The sequence below is a fragment of the Kitasatospora sp. NPDC058063 genome, from assembly GCF_042885395.1.
Taxonomy (GTDB): domain Bacteria; phylum Actinomycetota; class Actinomycetes; order Streptomycetales; family Streptomycetaceae; genus Kitasatospora; species Kitasatospora lactacystinica.
The window spans coordinates 105,482-121,982 of sequence record NZ_JBHVSD010000013.1; the positions used below are offsets into that span (position 1 = coordinate 105,482).

The 16,501-nt window shown below is 74.7% G+C and carries 15 protein-coding genes; 10 read left to right on the plus strand and 5 right to left on the minus strand.

The window, feature by feature from the left end; all coding sequences use genetic code 11:
• Positions 1–30: 30 nt before the first annotated feature.
• Positions 31–792, plus strand: coding sequence for a class I SAM-dependent methyltransferase (locus ACFVUY_RS23405; RefSeq protein ID WP_387732783.1), 762 nt, complete (start codon positions 31–33; stop codon positions 790–792).
• Positions 793–848: 56 nt separating this feature from the next.
• Here ACFVUY_RS23405 and ACFVUY_RS23410 read toward each other — a convergent pair whose 3' ends face one another.
• On the minus strand, positions 849–2,450 hold the full coding sequence (locus ACFVUY_RS23410; protein WP_387732785.1) for an ABC-F family ATP-binding cassette domain-containing protein: 1,602 nt from the start codon (positions 2,448–2,450) through the stop codon (positions 849–851).
• Positions 2,451–2,722: 272 nt separating this feature from the next.
• On the opposite strand from ACFVUY_RS23410, the gene ACFVUY_RS23415 reads away from it, so the two are divergent.
• The gene (locus ACFVUY_RS23415; RefSeq protein WP_387732788.1) at positions 2,723–3,643 is read left to right on the plus strand and encodes a RimK family alpha-L-glutamate ligase; all 921 of its coding nucleotides are present in this window, start codon (positions 2,723–2,725) and stop codon (positions 3,641–3,643) included.
• A gap of 65 nt (positions 3,644–3,708) precedes the next feature.
• Here the strand turns inward: ACFVUY_RS23415 and ACFVUY_RS23420 are convergent, their stop codons facing one another.
• Entirely contained in the window at positions 3,709–5,043 is a 1,335-nt protein-coding gene (locus tag ACFVUY_RS23420; protein ID WP_387687643.1) for an NAD(P)/FAD-dependent oxidoreductase, read from the minus strand.
• A gap of 540 nt (positions 5,044–5,583) precedes the next feature.
• Between ACFVUY_RS23420 and ACFVUY_RS23425 the strand changes: the two genes are divergently transcribed.
• Positions 5,584–6,747, plus strand: coding sequence for a magnesium and cobalt transport protein CorA (locus tag ACFVUY_RS23425; protein WP_387687645.1), 1,164 nt, complete (start codon positions 5,584–5,586; stop codon positions 6,745–6,747).
• A gap of 199 nt (positions 6,748–6,946) precedes the next feature.
• Positions 6,947–7,108, plus strand: coding sequence for a hypothetical protein (locus ACFVUY_RS23430; RefSeq protein ID WP_387687647.1), 162 nt, complete (start codon positions 6,947–6,949; stop codon positions 7,106–7,108).
• A gap of 3 nt (positions 7,109–7,111) precedes the next feature.
• Here ACFVUY_RS23430 and ACFVUY_RS23435 read toward each other — a convergent pair whose 3' ends face one another.
• A complete protein-coding gene (locus ACFVUY_RS23435; protein WP_387732790.1) occupies positions 7,112–7,468 on the minus strand; it encodes a hypothetical protein in 357 nt (118 codons plus the stop codon).
• Between the two features lie 121 nt (positions 7,469–7,589).
• On the opposite strand from ACFVUY_RS23435, the gene ACFVUY_RS23440 reads away from it, so the two are divergent.
• From ACFVUY_RS23440 to ACFVUY_RS23455, 4 genes are all read left to right on the plus strand, one after another.
• Positions 7,590–8,186, plus strand: a complete 597-nt coding sequence (locus tag ACFVUY_RS23440; protein ID WP_359900727.1) for an XRE family transcriptional regulator — start codon at positions 7,590–7,592, stop codon at positions 8,184–8,186.
• A 63-nt stretch (positions 8,187–8,249) separates the two neighbouring features.
• Complete coding sequence (gene lepB, locus ACFVUY_RS23445) at positions 8,250–9,308, plus strand: signal peptidase I (protein ID WP_387732793.1); 1,059 nt, start codon at positions 8,250–8,252, stop codon at positions 9,306–9,308.
• Positions 9,309–9,498: 190 nt separating this feature from the next.
• Positions 9,499–9,792: a hypothetical protein gene (locus ACFVUY_RS23450; RefSeq protein WP_387732795.1), complete on the plus strand. Its 294-nt coding sequence runs from the start codon at positions 9,499–9,501 to the stop codon at positions 9,790–9,792.
• A gap of 94 nt (positions 9,793–9,886) precedes the next feature.
• Entirely contained in the window at positions 9,887–10,546 is a 660-nt protein-coding gene (locus tag ACFVUY_RS23455; RefSeq protein ID WP_359900736.1) for a zinc ribbon domain-containing protein, read from the plus strand.
• An 82-nt stretch (positions 10,547–10,628) separates the two neighbouring features.
• On the opposite strand, the gene ACFVUY_RS23460 is transcribed toward ACFVUY_RS23455, so the two are convergent.
• Positions 10,629–12,287 (minus strand): LCP family protein, encoded by a 1,659-nt coding sequence (locus ACFVUY_RS23460; RefSeq protein WP_387687657.1) that lies wholly within the window; start codon positions 12,285–12,287, stop codon positions 10,629–10,631.
• 225 nt (positions 12,288–12,512) lie between these two features.
• Here ACFVUY_RS23460 and ACFVUY_RS23465 point away from each other — a divergent pair, with 225 nt between their 5' ends.
• Both ACFVUY_RS23465 and ACFVUY_RS23470 read left to right on the plus strand, forming a co-directional pair.
• Positions 12,513–12,917, plus strand: coding sequence for a hypothetical protein (locus ACFVUY_RS23465; RefSeq protein ID WP_387732798.1), 405 nt, complete (start codon positions 12,513–12,515; stop codon positions 12,915–12,917).
• A 220-nt stretch (positions 12,918–13,137) separates the two neighbouring features.
• Entirely contained in the window at positions 13,138–14,346 is a 1,209-nt protein-coding gene (locus ACFVUY_RS23470; RefSeq protein ID WP_387732800.1) for a trans-sulfuration enzyme family protein, read from the plus strand.
• A 145-nt stretch (positions 14,347–14,491) separates the two neighbouring features.
• Here ACFVUY_RS23470 and ACFVUY_RS23475 read toward each other — a convergent pair whose 3' ends face one another.
• On the minus strand, positions 14,492–16,261 hold the full coding sequence (locus ACFVUY_RS23475; protein WP_387732803.1) for a SpoIIE family protein phosphatase: 1,770 nt from the start codon (positions 16,259–16,261) through the stop codon (positions 14,492–14,494).
• Positions 16,262–16,501: the final 240 nt, after the last annotated feature.

The window sequence follows — 16,501 nt, forward strand, 5'->3', positions numbered from 1 at the left end:
GGAGGGCATCGTCGCCGCGATGATGCGGACATGCGCACCTTCGAAGAGCTGATCGCCGAGGCCGGGGCCGTGTCCGTGGACGGCTGGGACTTCTCCTGGCTGGACGGCCGGGCCACCGAGGAGCGGCCCTCCTGGGGCTACCAGCGGCTGCTGGCCGGGCGGCTGGGCACGGCGACCGCGGCCCTGGACGTCCAGACCGGTGGCGGCGAGGTGCTCGCGGGCGCCGTACGGCTCGGCGGGCGCCCGCCCGTGCTCGCGGCCACCGAGTCCTGGCCGCCCAACGTGGCCCGCGCCACCGACCTGCTGCACCCGCTGGGCGCGGTGGTGGTCGCGGACCCCGACGAGCCGCCGCTGCCGTTCGCCGACGGGGCCTTCGACCTGGTCAGCAGCCGGCACCCGGTGCGGGCCCGGTGGACGGAGATCGCCCGGGTGCTGCGCCCCGGCGGCACGTACTTCGCCCAGCACGTGGGCCCGGCGTCGGCCTTCGAGCTGGTCGAGTACTTCCTCGGGCCGCAGCCGGAGGCGCGCGAGGGCCGCCGCCCCGAGCGGGAGAGCGCCGAGGCGCGGGCGGCCGGGCTGGAGGTGGTGGATCTGCGGTCCGAGCGGCTGCGGATGGAGTTCCGGGACATCGGTGCGGTGGTGTACTTCCTGCGCAAGGTGATCTGGATGGTCCCGGGCTTCACCCTGGCCGGGTACCGGGACCGGCTGCGCGAGCTGGACGCCCGGATCCGGGCCGAGGGCCCGTTCGTGGCCCACTCGGCGCGCTTCCTGATCGAGGCGCGCAAGCCGTAGCCGGCCCACCGGACGCCGGCCCACCGGGCAGGAGTCCGGCGGGCCGGCGTCGAAGCTCAGGACTGTGCGACCAGGTCCAGGTACGCGTCGTGCCAGAGGTCCTCGTCGCCGTCCGGCAGGAGCAGCACGCGGTCGGGCCGGAGGGCCTCGATGGCGCCGGGGTCGTGGGTGACCATCACGATCGCGCCCGGGTAGCTGCCCACCGCCGTCAGGACCTCCGTGCGGGAGGCCGGGTCGAGGTTGTTGGTCGGCTCGTCCAGCAGCAGGACGTTGGCGCCGGAGTGCACCAGGGCGGCCAGGGCGAGCCGGGTCTTCTCGCCGCCGGACAGCACCCGGGCCGGCTTGTCGGCGTCGTCTCCCCGGAAGAGGAACGCGCCGAGCACGTGCCGCAGTTCGCCGTCGGTGAGGCCGGGTGCGGCCGCGGCGAGGTTGCCGCGCACGCTGAGTGCCGGGTCGAGGGTGTCGTGCTCCTGGGCGAAGTAGCCGAGTCGCAGACCGGAGCCGGGGACGACGCGGCCGGAGTCCGGCGTCTCCCGGCCGGCCAGGATGCGCAGCAGGGTGGTCTTTCCGGCCCCGTTCGGGCCGAGCACGACCAGCCGGCTGCCGCGGTCCACGGCCAGGTCCAGTCCGGTCAGCACCGGTCGGCCGCCGTAGGACTTGGCGAGGCTGATCGCCCCGAGCGGCATCCGGCCGCACGGGGCGGGCTCGGGCAGCCGGATCCGGGCGGTGCGTTCGGCCTGCCGGACGGGTTCGAGTTCGGCGAGCATCCGGTCGGCCCGGCGGGCCATGCTGCGGGCGGTGGTCGCGGTGGCGACGTTGGCCCGCATCCGGTCGGCCTGCGCGTGCAGGGAGGCGGCCTTGCGTTCGGCGTTGGCCCGCTCCCGGGTGCGACGGCGCTCGTCGGCGGCGCGCTGGGTCAGATAGGTCTCCCAGCCGGTGTTGTGGATGTCGATCGTGGCGCGCCGCGGGTCCAGGTGGAAGACCCGGTTGACGGTCTCCGCGAGCAGCCGCTGGTCGTGGCTGATCAGTACCAGCCCGCCCCGGTGGGTGGCGAGGAAGCCGCGCAGCCAGGCGACGGAGTCGGCGTCCAGGTGGTTGGTCGGCTCGTCCAGCAGCAGGGTGCCGTGGTCGGCGAACAGGATGCGGGCCAGCTCGACCCGGCGGCGCTGGCCGCCGGAGAGCGGGCCGACGGGCGAGCCCATCAGGTGGGCGGGCAGGCCGAGCCCGGCCGCGACCCGGGCAGCCTCGGCCTCGGCGGCGTAGCCGCCGCGGGACTGGAACCCGGCCTCGGCCCGGACGTACGCGTCCATCGCCCGGCGTTCCTCGGCCGGCGATCCGGCGCGGGCCATCGCCGCCTCGGCGGCGCGCAGCGTGCGGACGGCGGTGTCCAGGCCGCGGGCGGACAGGATGCAGTCGGTGACGGTGACCGACGGGTCGGCGGCGCGGGAGTCCTGCGGAAGGTAGCCGACGGCTCCGGTTCGGGTGACGGTGCCGGCGGCGGGTGCCAGCTGCCCGGCCAGGGTGGCGAGCAGCGTGGTCTTGCCGGCACCGTTGCGGCCGACCAGGCCGATCCGGTCGCCGGGGGCGATGTGCAGGGTGACGTCGGACAGCAGGAGACGGGCGGCGACGCGCACGTCGACACCACGGGTGGTGATCACGGGATAACGCTCCGAAACGGCTAGCGAACAGACGGGTGGCGTGGAAGCGGTCCGTCGGCTAGGAAATTCGGGGCGTGGACATGGGGCCACGGTAGCGGGAGGGGTGGACCGGACGCATCCGGATTAACGGGGCGGCGCGGGGTGGTCGGCCGCGGCGGGGCCCCGGGTGCCACCCCGTCCGCCCGGGGGCGGTTCGGTTTCGGCCATGCCGGAGGCGGATGGCGCGCGGGGCCTCCTTGTCATGGTCGCGGCGCAATCGCTTGCATGTCCGCATGGGCCGACGCGATCTCGTACTCCTGACCGACCACAGCTCGACCGAAGGCAGCCGGCAGGTGCTCGCCGCCGCCGCGCGGACGCTGACCGGCCGGGAGCCCGTCCAGCTGGACGCCCGGCACTTCATGACCGGCGGCAGCGGTCTGATCGAGGCCGACGACGCGGGCGGAATCCGGCTGGAGGCGGGCGGCCGGGCGGTGACCGCCGACACGGTGATCGTCTACGAGATCCCGCCGCACCGGCGCCGCGCGTTCGAGGACTGCCAACGGCGGCTGCGCGGCTTCGGCGCCCACTCGCTCGGCACCGACGCCGAGGCGTGGCGGGCGGCCACCGAGAAGGACGCCACGGTCGCGAGCTTCGTCCGGGACGGCGTGCCGCACATGCCCAGCATCGCGCTCTCCGGGCCGAGCCCGGAGGCCGCCGCCGACGCCTTCGCGGCACTCGGCGGCGACGTCTGGGCCAGGCCCTGCATCGGGATGGGCGGCGACGACGTCTTCCACCTCACCACCCGCGCGCAGCTCGACGCTGCCGCGCGGCACTACGCCCGGGCGGGCGCGGACTGGCTGATCGCCCGCGACGCCCGGAACATCCTCCCGGACGGGCGCCGCCACCAGTACCGGGTGGTGGTGCTGCAGGGGCGCGTGGTCCGGGTCGTCGAGCACGTCCAGGCGGACCCGGACGCGCCCTGCAACGAGAGCCGGGGGGCCGTCTCCACGCTGCTCGACTACACCGAACTGCCGGACGGACTCGCGGAGTCGGCCATCGCGGCGGCCGCCTCCACGGGCCTCGACCTCGCCGGGGTGGACCTCGCCGCCGAGAGCGGGGGCGTGGTCTTCGAGGTCAACGTCCACCCCGCCTTCGGCCGGCGCGGCCTGGAGCAGGTGGCACTGCCGTACGTCGCCGCGCACCTCGGCGAGTAGCGCCGGGGGCATCCCGCCGGTGCCCGGAACACCCCACCGGTGCCCGGAAGGCCCCGGTGCCTGCCTCAGGCCCGCAGGACCGCCGCGAGCACCGACGGCCGGAACAGCGCCGACGGGGGCGCCACCAGCGACATCACCTCGTGGAACACCGCGGTGACCGCCGTGTCCAAGGTGCTGGCCGCCAGCACCTTGTCGAAAAAGCTGTGCTGGAGCCCGATCAGGGCGCCCGAGGGCGCGCCGGTGGTGGCGGGGAAGCGGGCGTCCTCGGCGCAGGAGATCACCCAGGGGATCTTGGACGCCACGGCGACGGCGCGCCGTGCGGCCCGGGCGGTGGCGTGTCCGATGCCGCCGTGCCGCTTCGCGGTGCGGCGGAGCTCCCGGGCGCAGAACAGCGCGACGGTGACGCCCTGCCCGTACACCGGGTTGAAGGTGCTCGCGGCGTCGCCGACCACCACCAGCCCGTCCGGGCAACTGCGCTCGTAGTGCCGGCGCACGCCCGGGCCGGGGTGGAAGCCGCGGACCTCGCCCGCGGGTTCGGCGTCCCGCAGCATCTCGTGCAGGAGCGGGTCGCGCAGCAGGCGCAGGTGTTCGGTGAACCCCTCCTCGCCGGCCGCCGGCTCGGCGCCGCGCATCCCGGCGAGGCTGACGATCCAGCGGTCGCCCTCGACCGGCAGCAGCACGCCCATGCGCTGTGCGTCCGGCGCCTTGGTCTGGAGGTAGGCCGCCCGGCCGACGGTCTCGGACCCGTCCGGGCGGTGGAACATCCGGGAGACGTACGCGACGCCCGCGTCCACCCGCTCCTCGGGCACCGGCGGGCAGCCCAGCTCGGCGAGCCACTTCGGCACCGAGGTCGAGCGGCCCGTCGCGTCCACCACCAACTCGGCGGGTATCTCCCGGACTTCGCCGCGCTCCTGGCCGCGCTCGCGGACCTTCACCCCGGTCACCGCGGTCGCCGTGCCGAGCAGTCCGACCGCGTCCGTGCCCTCCAGGAACTCGATCGCGGGATGGGCGCGGACCCGGTCCAGCACGAACGAGTCCAGCAGCGACCGGGTGCAGGAGAGGAAGCTCACCTGCGCCGGGTACTCGGCCAGCCACCCGGCGGAGCAGAGCCACTTGACGTCCGAGGCGGCGACCCGCTGCGCGCCCGCGGCCACCAGCTCCTGCTTGATGCCGGGCATCATCTCCTCCAGCAGCCGGTGCCCGGCCTCCAGCACCAGGTGCGCGTGCCGGCCCTGCGGCACCCCCGCCCGGAACTCCGCCCCCGCCGGGTACCGGTCCCGCTCCACCACCACGATCCGCTCGGCGAATCCGCGCAGCGCCCACGCGGCCGCCATTCCCGCGAGCCCGCCGCCGATCACCACTGCCGTACCCCGCCCCGGGGCCCTGTCCGAAGAAGTCATGACACGTAGCGTAGTGGCGTGCTCGCCTCCCCGTGATCACTTCGCTGCCGACGAACAGCCCTGCCCGGCGGGGCCGTTGACGGCGCACGGCGGCACCGGACGGTCCGCGGGGCGTGCATGGGGCGTGCGCGGGGGCGGCATGCGCGGGCGGCGGACACGGTCCGGGGGCACGGGCCACGGCGGGCCCCGGCCGTAACCCCGACTGTGACCCCGGCCGTAACCCCGGTCGGGGCCCGGGTCGTGCGGGTACTAGACTCGACGGGATTGTGCTGGCGCCCCTCCCGGTGCGCAGGCGCGCGGAGGCGAGGAGGTGAGGGCCGTGGAGTGCAGTAGTACGGGTCGAAGTCGGCCCCGCCCCCGGTTGTCCCGCACCACTCGCGGCCCCCGGCACACCTCCTCCCGTACGGCTCCCGCGCGGCACTGACCTCGTCCTCCCGGCGAGGCGCCGCCGGTCGCGCCGTGCGCGTGGCGGCCGGCCGGGCGCCTCCGGTCCGCCGTGTCCCCTCGCGGCGGCCGGGCATCCACCGTGGAGGTCCCGCCATGTCCGACTGGCGTGTGCGCGCCGTGCGCGCGAGCAAGCGTCCGTTCTCCCGTTCCGTCGTCCGGCCCACGGACACCCAGCCCGCGCCCGAGCACTCGATGGACCCCCGGCCCGACCAGCCCGTCGAGCCGGTGACGCTGGAACGCTCCGTGGTGGACGCGGCCGTCTACCGGGACGGCCGCCGGACGGACGCGCCCACCGACCTCGCCGACATCTACCGCACGCTGCCCGACCGGCCCGGCACGATGGCCTGGATCGGGCTCTTCCGCCCCGCCGAGGCACAACTGCTGGAGGCCGCCGACCGGTTCGACCTGCACGAGCTGGCCGTCGAGGACGCCATCGTCGCCCATCAGCGGCCGAAGCTGGAGCGCTACGGCGACACCCTGTTCGTGGTGCTGCGCGCCGCCCGTTACCTGGACGAGGCGGAGGAGGTCGACTTCGGCGAGATCCACCTCTTCGTCGGCCCCGACTTCGTGCTCACCGTCCGGCACTCCCAGGCCCCGGACCTGTCGGCGGTGCGCCGCCGGCTGGAGGCCGACCCGGAGCTGCTGGCGCTCGGCCCGGAAGCGGTGCTGTACGCGGTGCTGGACGCCGTGGTCGACGGCTACGCGCCGGTGATCGCCGGCCTCCAGCACGACATCGACGAGATCGAGACCGAGGTGTTCGGCGGCGACCCGCAGGTCTCCCGCCGCATCTACGAGCTCTCCCGCGAGGTGATCGAGTTCCAGCGGGCCACCCGCCCGCTGCTGGAGATCATGAAGAGCCTGGAGGCGGGCTTCGGCAAGTACGGCACCGACGAGGAGCTCCAGCGCTACCTGCGCGACGTCGCCGACCACGCCACCTACGCCGCCGAGCGGGTGGACGGATTCCGGCAGATGCTCCAGAACATCCTGACCGTCAACGCGACACTGGTCTCGCAGCGGCAGAACGAGGAGATGAAGCAGCTCGCCGAGGCGGGGCACGCGCAGAACGACGAGATCAAGAAGATCTCCTCCTGGGCGGCCATCCTCTTCGCGCCGACACTGATCGGCACGGTGTACGGGATGAACTTCGAGACGATGCCGGAGCTCAAGTGGGTCTTCGGCTACCCGTTCGCGATCGGGCTGATGGCGCTGGTGTGCACCGGACTGTACCTGGTGTTCAAGAAGCGGGACTGGCTGTAGGCCGGAGCCCCGGGCCCCGCTGACCCGGGCTCCGCTGACCCGGGGCCCGCGCCCCCGGGGCCCGGGGCCGCTTCTGCGCGTCGGCCCCGCACTCCGCTTTCCTCACCGGACGGTGACGACTCGGCCTCGTTCCAAGGACGTTCGGTGCCGACCCGGGATCGGAGGGGGACCCTTCCCCGGGAGCGGGGAGGGGGTCCGGATGCGGGCGATCGCGGGGATGATGACGGCGGCCGTGGTGATGGGGTTGCTGCTGGGCGGGGCGGTGAGCCTGCTGCTGTTCGCCTTCACGGACTGGTTCGACCCGATCGCGCGGTGGGTGCACGTGCACGGCTTCCTCCTCTGGGGCCACGGCAGAACCTAGGCATCAGCCGGGCAGCAGCCGCTCGTACTCGGCTTCCGGGTCCAGTTGGCGCCGGTACTCGACGTGCAGCCGGACGGTGCCGTCCGTTCCGGCCAGGCGGTCGAGCGGGCCGTCGCCGGCCGGGAGCGGGTGGGGCTGCGGCCACTGCTGTGCGAGGACGGCCAGCGGGGTGCCGTCGGCGGTGCGGACCACCCAGGTGGCGCGGCCGCCGCCGATCAGCGGGAGCCGGGGCCGGGGGAGGCCGAGGGCGGTGAGCGCCGCCGGGGTGTCGAGGTGGTCGGGGAGGCTGAGGGTCTCGGCGTGCGGGGCGTCGGCGTCGTCGCCGGCCGCGACGCTGTCCCGGGTGAGGAGGATGCGCATGGCGGGAGGATAGGCCGGAGCCGTGGGCGAGCGCCCGGAGTGTGGCCCGCGTGGGTGGCGGCGGGGCCTCACCCGTGTGCCGGATTGACAATGGGCATTGCCGTACCGGCAAATGGCAGGCATGGCCGACGAAGACTTCGAGAACGTCCTCACCACGGTGGGCCCGCGGCTGCGGGCGCTGCGGCGGGAGCGCGGCACCACGCTCGCCAAACTGGCCGCCGTCACCGGCATCTCGCTCAGCACGCTGTCCCGGCTGGAGTCCGGGCAGCGCAAGCCGACGCTGGAGCTGCTGCTGCCGCTGGCCCGGGAGTACCGGGTGCCGCTGGACGAACTGGTCGGCGCCCCGGCCACCGGCGACCCGCGGATCCACCCGCGCCCGGTGACCAGGAACGGCCAGACCATCGTCCCGCTCACCCGCCACCTGGGCGGCCTGCACGCCTACAAGCACATCGTGCCGCCGGGCCGGAACGCCGGACCCGAGCTGGAGCTGAAGGTCCACGAGGGGTACGAGTGGCTGTACGTGCTGTCCGGACGGCTGCGGCTGGTCCTCGGCACCCACGACCTGGTGCTGACGGCGGGTGAGGCCGCCGAGTTCGACACCCGCACCCCGCACGCCTTCGGCAACGCGGGGCAGCAGCCGGTGGAGTTCCTCAGCCTGTTCGGGCCGCAGGGGGAGCGCATCCACGTCAGGGCGCGCCCGGGAACCTCTGTTCGGTAGGTTCGTTCCTGACAGGGGGTCTTCCTACCGGCTCCCGCCAGGCCATCGGGAGGGGCCGAGGAAATGACTGTGCAGCAGAGCGCGGAGTCCGGCGAGAGCGGCGGAGCCGGGGAGCGTGCGGAGGCCGGGTACGGCCGGGCGGAGCCGGGTGCGGGCAGCGCGGTGGCGGAGGGTGCGGACGCGGGCGCCGGTGCTCCCGGCGGGATCGGTGCACCCGGGAGCGCGGGTGCTCCCGGGAAAGCCGCTCCCGGGGAGGGCGGTGCCCCCGGGACGACCGTCGCTCCCGGGGAGGCCGACGCTCCCGGGACGGCCGACGAGGAGGCCGAGCGCCCCCGGAAGAAGCGCCCGTTCTGGCAGGAGCTGCCGATCCTGCTGGTGGTAGCGCTGCTGCTCTCGCTCGGGATCAAGACCTTCTTCGTGCAGGCCTTCTCCATCCCCTCCGGCTCGATGGAGCAGACCCTCGCGATCGGCGACCGGGTGCTGGTCGACAAGTTCACCCCGTGGTTCGGCGCCAAGCCCGAGCGCGGCGAGGTGGTGGTGTTCCGCGATCCGGGCGGCTGGCTGGAGGGCACGCCGACGGCCTCGGGCGACTCCGTGATGGGGACCGTCCAGAAGGCGCTCAGCACCGTCGGCCTGATGCCCTCGGCGGACGAGAAGGACCTGATCAAGCGGGTGATCGCGGTCGGCGGTGACACCGTGGAGTGCGAGGCGGGCTCGCCGCTGAGGGTGAACGGCGTCGCGCTGGACGAGCCGTACCTGTTCCCGGGTGCGACGCCCTGCGACAACGACCCGGTCGGCACCGTCACCGTGCCCAAGGACAAGCTGTGGGTGATGGGCGACCACCGCAACAACTCGCGGGACTCCCGGTGGCACCACAACGAGACCGGCGACGGCTTCGTGCCGGTGGACAACGTGGTCGGCCGGGCCTTCGTGGTCGCCTGGCCGTTGTCCGACTGGTCCACGCTGCCGGTCCCGGACACCTTCGACAAGGTGCCGGCCGGGGCGGCGGGCGCGGCCGGAGCGCCGTTCGAGGCGCCGCCGGCGCCGGAGGCCGCCGCACTGGCCGGCGTCGTGCCGCTCGCCCTGTGGCAGTGGCGGCGCTGGGCGCGGAAGGACCGCTGAGGCCGGCTCGCCCTCCCGGAACCCGGCCGATCGGCTTCGACCGGCTTCGATCGGGTTCGATCGGCCTCGACGGAACTCCTCCCACTGACATCTACACGCCTGTAGAGTTCAGGAGGTGAGCTGAACGCCCGGCCGTCGGCCGCCCCGAGCGGGGCGCCCGGCGGCCGGGTCCGGGTCGGGAGGCGGAGCCGTGATGGAGAATCAGTGCAGCCCCGGGGACGCCGGAGGTCCGGCGGGGCCGGCACCGGCGGGAACGGATCAGGCAGGACCGGAAGCGGCGGCCCGGGACGTCCGCTGGGTCTACCAGCCGGTCGAGGTGGACCTCGGGGACGGCGGCTGGGCGCTCGGCCGGATCAGCGCGTGGTGGCAGGACGCGGCCGGGCAGCGCTGGTGCCGGCTGCGCATCGGCCGCGGCGGACAGCCCGCGCTCTGGCAGCCGTTCGACCCGGCGCGGGTGCTGCTGCTGCCGGTGTCCGGGCTCTGAGCAGGCCGGTCGGACGTTCCCGGTGGAACCGTTCGGCGGGCCCCGTCGTCCCTGGGATCGACCGCTGACAGGCCATTTAGCGACCGGGGACGATGTGACGTCGGAGATCTACTTCAGCAGCAACTACCGCGACCTGTGCGAGCAGCACGGCACCGGCGCGGGTTTCCAGTTCGAGTTCTCCTGCTACCGCTGTTCGGACACCTGGCGTTCGGCGTTCGAGCCGTTCCGGACCGGTCAGGTGGCGGGCTGGATAGGCAAGGGCGTCAGCGCGGCCTGGAACCTCATCGGCGGCAACGCCAACACCATCAGCAACGCCGCCGACGGTCTGGCCGGCCAGACCTGGGGCACCTCGCGGGACGAGGCCTTCCAACGGGCCATCACCAACGCCCAGTCCCACTTCAACCGCTGCGCCCGGTGCACCCATTACGTCTGCGGCCGCTGCTTCGACCCGGCCCAGGGCCTGTGCCACACCTGTGCCCCGGACACCGCGGCCGAGGCGGTGGCGGCGCAGCACCGCGGCCTCAACGACACGGTCACCGAGCGCGCGTACAAGTCCGGTCAGCAGTCCGGGGCCGAGTTCGACGTCAACGCGCCGCGTCAGCTGGTCTGCCCGCAGTGCCACACCGAGACCCACGGCACGCCGTTCTGCCCCGGATGCGGCTTCCGACTGGCGCAGCCCGTCCAGTGCACGAGCTGCCACAAGGACGTCCCGGACGGCGCCGCGTTCTGTCCGTCCTGCGGGACGAGACGCTGACACCTCGTCCGCAGGACGGCGGGGCGCCCCCGGAGCGACGGTCCGGAGGCGCCCCGCCGTCGTGTGCGCGGGACGGACCGGCTCAGCCGTACGAGAGGTTGGCGCAGGGATCGTCGTCGGCCGAGCGGGCGGCGCCGCTGACGCTGGTGGGCAGCGGGGCCGGGGCGGTGGGGGCGCCGCCGGGGGCCGCGGTGGCGGGGCCGGCCGGGTTGGCGGCGGCGAAGTCGTGGCCGAGGACGACGCTGACGCCCCGGCCGCCGGGCTGCACGGTCGCGCCGGGGAACAGCTTGGCGACCGCCTCGGCGGCGGTGCGCTCGCCGGTGCCGTACTCGACGACGGTGGTGCTGCGCGGCTTGCCGACCGCGTTGCCGACGCCGGCGACGGTGTAGCCGGCGCCCTTGACGGTCTCCGCGGCCCGGCCGCCGAGCCCGGACTCGCCGGTGCTGTTGAGCACGGAGACCTTCACCTCGGCGGCCTTGGCGTCCGGGGCCGGGGCCGGCGCGGGCGCGGCCTCGGCGGCGGGAGGGGCGGAGGGGGTGGCGGCGTCGGCCGGGGCGCTCGCGTCCTGGCCGTCGATGGTGCGGTCGGCCTTGAGCGCGGCCCACAGCTGGTCCACGTCGGGGTGCACCAGGGCGACCCTTGGGCCCTCGTAGCGCCAGGGCACGGTGAGGAACTTGATGTCGTGCAGGTTCACGTCCTTGAGTTCCATGGCGAAGGAGAGCAGCTTGGCGGCCGAGCCGAGGCCGGGGTCGACGGTCAGTGACCTGGTGGCCGCGTCGGCCAGTGGCAGCAGCGTGGTCGGGTCCATGCCGCGGGACTTGACCTCCTTGATGAGGGAGGACATGAAGGCCTGCTGGCGCTTGGTGCGGCCGATGTCGGAGCCGTCGCCGATGCCGTGCCGGACCCGGACGTAGTCCAGCGCGGCCTGGCCCTCGACCTTCTGTTTGCCCTTGGGGAAGAGCAGCTTCCCCTTGTGGCCGAGGTTGGGGTTGAGGTCCCCCTCGTGGATGTCGTTCGGCAGGCAGACCTCGACGCCGCCGACCGCCTTGGTCATCGCGGCGAAGCCGTTGAAGTCGACCACGATGGTGTGGTCGACGCGCAGGTTGGTCAGCTTCTCGACGGCGTTCTGGGTGCAGGCCGGGTTGCCCTGGTCGCTGTCGCCGACCGAGAAGGCGCTGTTGAACATCACATTGGTCTGCTCCTTGGTCCACTTGCCGTTGGGGAGCTTGCACGGCGGGATGGTGACCAGGGAGTCGCGGGGGATGGAGATGCCGACGGCGTGCTTGTGGTCGGCGTAGACGTGCAGCAGGATCGCGGTGTCCGAGCGGGCGCCGCCGTCCCCGCCGCCGCCCAGGTCGCTGTTGCCGTTGCCGCGGCTGTCCGAGCCGATCATCAGCACGTTGACCGGGGTGCGGCCCTGGGCGTCCGGGGTCGCGGCCTCCGGGCGGTCCTTGCTGAGGGCGTCGCCGTCGAAGGTGTTGATGTTGCTGTTCAGCCGGTAGTAGAGGCCGGCGCCGCCGAGGACGGCGAGCGCGGTGCAGCCGGCGGTCGCCCAGAGCACCTTCTCCTTGGTGCTGCGCTTGGGCTTCTTGCGCGCCCGGGCCGCTGAACGGCCGTCCGATATGCTCGCACTGTCCGGGTTCCGGTCGTTCTTCTGGCCGGTTCTCCGGCCGGTGGCCCGGCGTCCGCCCGCACGGTGCGGCGAATTCTCGGCTTCGGGGGAACCCTTTCGGCCAGACACGTCGTCATCCTCCACAGTTGCCACGCGAGCCCCCGTCGAAAAGCGGCGGGTTCGCGTGGCCCGGGGCCGGAGCCGATCCGGGCGTGACCCGTCGCTAAACTTTTACACCGCTGTAGAACTTCAGTGGAGCATACTAGGCGCGGATGGGAAAACCAGCTGGTCAGACCATGAGAAATTGGTCAGAGCGGCTGTTCCGCGCTGCTCCGGACCCGTACGAGGAGCACGATGACTGATCGGATAGCACGTTCGATAGCCGGCGCCCTGGTGGCCCTGCTGGCCGCCGCCGGCCTCACCGCGGCGGCATCGGGCGCGGCGGCGGTGGCCGCACCCCGAACCGTCGCGGCCGCCGCCGCGCATCCGGGAGCCCCCGCGGGTGCCGCCGCCGCGGACGGCGGCGCGCAGATCGGCACGGAGGCGCGCGCCGCCTCCGCGATCGCCGCCACGGCCGCCACCTCCTCCGCCGCCGATGTCGCGCACCTCGCGGCCAAGGACGAGAAGAAGAAAAAGGGCTTCTTCGCCAAGCTGGGCAAGTTCCTGCTGGTCGTGGTCATCCTGCTCATCCTGCTCGTCGTCCTGCTGATCGTCGGGATCGTCTACGCCGCCAAGCGGATCTTCAGCCGCCGCAAGTAGCCGCGCGCCGCCAGCACTGGCCGTGCACCGCTGTGCACCGGCCGTGCACCGCTGTGCACCGGTCGTTTACTGGCCGAGCGCACCGCGCAGCGCGCACGGCCGCGACCCGGGCGTTCGCCGCCGCCAGCCGGGCGGTGGAGCCGGAACGACCGCCCGGGGCGGGCCACTTGACGCCGATTGGCCCTGGCCGGGGTGCCGGGGCCGCCCGAGGATGAGCGCCATGAGCGACTTCCGCACCCAGGAGAGCCCCGAAGGGCTGCGCCCCGAGAGCCGGGTCGTCCACCCGCCGCTCGCCGACGTCACCGGCAGCCGTCCGCTCGGCGTCCCGCTGCACCAGGGCCACCTGTTCGCCTTCGACACCGGCGACGCACTCGCCGGGGCCCACGACGGACCGGACGGCGCCTTCCTCTACAACCGCTTCGGCAACCCCACCGTCCGCTCGCTGGAGCAGGCCGTCGCCGGACTGGAGGGCGGCACCGGCGCCCTCGCCACCGCCTCCGGCATGGGCGCGATCAACACCGCGCTGCTCTCCCTGCTGCACGCCGGCGACCACGTGATCGCCCAGCGCAGCCTCTACGGCGGCACCGTCGGCGCGCTGACCGACCTCACCGAGCGCTGGGGCGTCGAGGTCGACCACGTGAGCGGCGACGACCCCGCCGGGGTGGCGGCCGCGCTGCGGCCCCGCACCCGGGTGCTGCTCCTGGAGACCGTCTCCAACCCCACCACCCGGGTCACCGACCTGCCCGGGCTGATCGCCGTCGCCCGGCGGGCCGGGGTGGTGAGCGTCGTGGACAACACCTTCGCGACCCCGCTGCTGTGCCGCCCGATCGAACACGGCGCGGACATCGTGATCCACTCCGTGACCAAGTACCTGGGCGGGCACTCGGACGTGCTCGGCGGGGTCGCCGTCTTCGCCGACCCGGAGCTGCACCGGCGGGTCTGGCGGCGCTCGCTCGAACTCGGCGCCTCCGCCGACCCGTTCGCCGCCTGGCTGACCCTGCGCGGCATGCAGACCCTCGCCCTGCGGGTCCGCCGCCAGTGCGAGACCGCGCTCGACCTGGCCGGCCGGCTCGCCGCCCACCCCGCGGTCACCGCCGTCCACTACCCGGGCCTGCCCACCCACCCCGATCACGACCTCGCCCGACGGCTGCTGCCCGACGGCCACGGCGGCGTCCTGGCCTTCGACCTGGCCGGGGGCCGGAAGGCGGCCGGCACGTTCACCGAGTCCGTCCGGCTCGCCTCGCTGGCACCGTCCCTGGGCGACGTGCACACCCTGGTGATCCACCCGGCCAGCACCTCCCACCGGCAGCTGTCGGACGAGGAACTCGCGGCGGCGGGCATCGGGCCGGGGACGGTGCGGCTGTCGGTGGGCATCGAGCACCCGGAGGACATCTGGGCGGACGTCGCGCGGGCGCTGGCGAAGGTGTGAGCCCGAGCGGTGCGGCCGCCGGCGCGGGTGGGCGCGGGCCGGCCCGGGCCCCGTGCTCGACGTCCGGGGCGCCGCCCGGGTCCGGAGCGCGGTGGAGGCGGGCGCGCCGCCCGGCCCGTCAGCGCTGCCGGGACCGCCCGGTCGGTCAGCGCTGCCGGGGCCGGGCCACCAGGAGCGCGATGTCGTCCTCGGCGGCCGGGGCCGGCGGCGGGGCGAGGGAGCGCAGGACGGCGTCGAGCAGGTCGTCGAGGTCTCCGGCGGCGGGCAGCCGCAGCGCCGCCAGCCGCTCCAGCGAGACATCGATGTCCTCGCCCCGGCGCTCGACCAGGCCATCGGTGTAGAGCAGCAGGGCCTGCTCCGGCAGGAGCGGGTGGGCGGTCTGCTCGTAGCCGCCGAGACCGGTGCCGAGCGGCGGGCCGGTGGGGACGCGCAGCAGCTCGGTCGGCCGGCCGGGGGTGATCAGGGCGGGCGGCAGGTGGCCCGCGCTGGAGAGGGTCCAGCGGCCGCGGCCCGGGTCGGCGAGGGCCAGGAGGCAGGTGGCCGGACGGGCGGAGTCGTCGGCGGAGATGATGTTGTCGAGCTGACGCAGGATCCGGTGCGGGGGCAGGTCCATCCCGGCGAGGTCGCGCAGTGCCGAGCGGTAGTGGCTCATGTCGACGGCGGCCTCGACGCCGTGCCCCATGACGTCGCCCATGGCGAGCAGGGTGCGCCCGAACGGCAGCCGGACCGTCTCGAACCAGTCGCCGCCGACCACCGACGCGCTCCCGGAGGGCAGGTAGCGGGAGGCGAGGACGAGGTTCTGGTGCGGGTTGCCGGGTTCGCTCAGCAGCGCCCGCTGGAGTTCGAGGGCGATCTCCTGGGAGCGGGCGAAGCGCCGGGCGTTGTCGAGGGCGGTGGCGGAGCGGGCGGCGAGGTCGCCGAGCAGGGCGGCCTCGTCGGGGGTGAAGGCCGGGCCGGCGGCGGTGCGGCCGAGGGTGAGCAGCCCGATCAGGCGGCCCCGGGCGGCCAGCGGCAGGACCAGCAGCGAGGCCGTCCCCGCCGGACAGCCGTCCTCGGGGCCGGGCTCGGTGAGCACGGCGACACCGCCGGCCAGGCTGCGGGCGGCGGCCGAGCCCTCCCGGTGGCGGATCGATTCTCCGGACCGGGGCAGCTCGGCGAGGGCGGCGGCCAGCGCGGGCACGGACCGGGCGCCGGCGCGGCGCAGCCGCTGGGGCGCGCCGTGGCCGGCCCGGGCGGGTTCGGCCTCGGGCGGCAGCAGGTCCACGACGGCGAGTTCGGCGAGCCGGGGCACGGCGAACGCGGCGAGTTCCGCGCCGGTGGTGGCGATGTCGAGGGTGGTGCCGATCCGTTCGGTGGCGGCGTCCAGCAGGGCGAGCCGGGCCCTGGCGCGTTCCAGCTCGCGCAGTTGGTCGCGGGCGGGGTCGGGGTCGTCCAGGACGACGACGACCACCCCGGTGGTCCGCCCGGAGCGCCGCAGTGCCCGGTAGCGCACCCGCAGGCCGGGCGGCACGGGGGCGCCCGCGCCGTCCGGGCCTCCGGTGGCGTGCTCGCGGGCGAGCCCGTCGGCGAGCACCCGGCGCAGGATGCCGAGGGCCCCGGCGAAGGCGGTGGTCCCGGCGGCCCGGCCGAGCAGGTCCGCGCGGCGCAGCCCGGTGGCGGTGGTGAACGCGGCGTTCAGGTACTGCCAGCGCAGGCGCTCGTCGAGCAGCGCGACACCGACGGGGGCGGCGGCCAGGACCTCGCGAAGCCGCTCCGGATCGTCGCCGCCGGTGTCACCGCCGCTGTCACTGCCGCTGTCACCGCCGGTGATCGCGCCGAGCCGGGCGGCGAGGGCCGCCGCGGTCGCCGCCAGGGACCGGGTGTCCGGTGTCGCGGGCCGCGGACCCTCTGCTCGGTTGCCGTGCCGGAAGTGCATACGCCCATGATCACGCGCCCGCGCGCGGCACGCCCACAGGTGGGTGAAACGTTGACCGGCCGGAGACGGTGCTGTAACGGAACACCCGGACGGCCCGGACGGCTGCGGGGCCGACCGCGCGGACATCCGCGCCGCCGTACGGATACGGCAGGCGAACGCCGGATGATCACCGGTCATACTTGGGCGGCGGCGCCCGACCCCGGACGCCGCGGGCCGGGCCGGGCCCACCCGGCCGTACCG

Excerpts from the sequence above, each read along its gene's own strand:
- ACFVUY_RS23405 (WP_387732783.1), top strand. The coding sequence starts at position 31 with ATGCGCACCTTCGAAGAGCTGATCGCCGAGGCCGGGGCCGTGTCCGTG.
- ACFVUY_RS23415 (WP_387732788.1), top strand. The coding sequence starts at position 2,723 with ATGGGCCGACGCGATCTCGTACTCCTGACCGACCACAGCTCGACCGAA.
- ACFVUY_RS23420 (WP_387687643.1), bottom strand. The coding sequence starts at position 5,043 with ATGACTTCTTCGGACAGGGCCCCGGGGCGGGGTACGGCAGTGGTGATC.
- ACFVUY_RS23425 (WP_387687645.1), top strand. The coding sequence starts at position 5,584 with ATGTCCGACTGGCGTGTGCGCGCCGTGCGCGCGAGCAAGCGTCCGTTC.
- ACFVUY_RS23430 (WP_387687647.1), top strand. The coding sequence starts at position 6,947 with ATGCGGGCGATCGCGGGGATGATGACGGCGGCCGTGGTGATGGGGTTG.
- ACFVUY_RS23435 (WP_387732790.1), bottom strand. The coding sequence starts at position 7,468 with ATGCGCATCCTCCTCACCCGGGACAGCGTCGCGGCCGGCGACGACGCC.
- ACFVUY_RS23440 (WP_359900727.1), top strand. The coding sequence starts at position 7,590 with ATGGCCGACGAAGACTTCGAGAACGTCCTCACCACGGTGGGCCCGCGG.
- lepB (WP_387732793.1), top strand. The coding sequence starts at position 8,250 with ATGACTGTGCAGCAGAGCGCGGAGTCCGGCGAGAGCGGCGGAGCCGGG.
- ACFVUY_RS23465 (WP_387732798.1), top strand. The coding sequence starts at position 12,513 with ATGACTGATCGGATAGCACGTTCGATAGCCGGCGCCCTGGTGGCCCTG.
- ACFVUY_RS23470 (WP_387732800.1), top strand. The coding sequence starts at position 13,138 with ATGAGCGACTTCCGCACCCAGGAGAGCCCCGAAGGGCTGCGCCCCGAG.
- ACFVUY_RS23475 (WP_387732803.1), bottom strand. The coding sequence starts at position 16,261 with ATGCACTTCCGGCACGGCAACCGAGCAGAGGGTCCGCGGCCCGCGACA.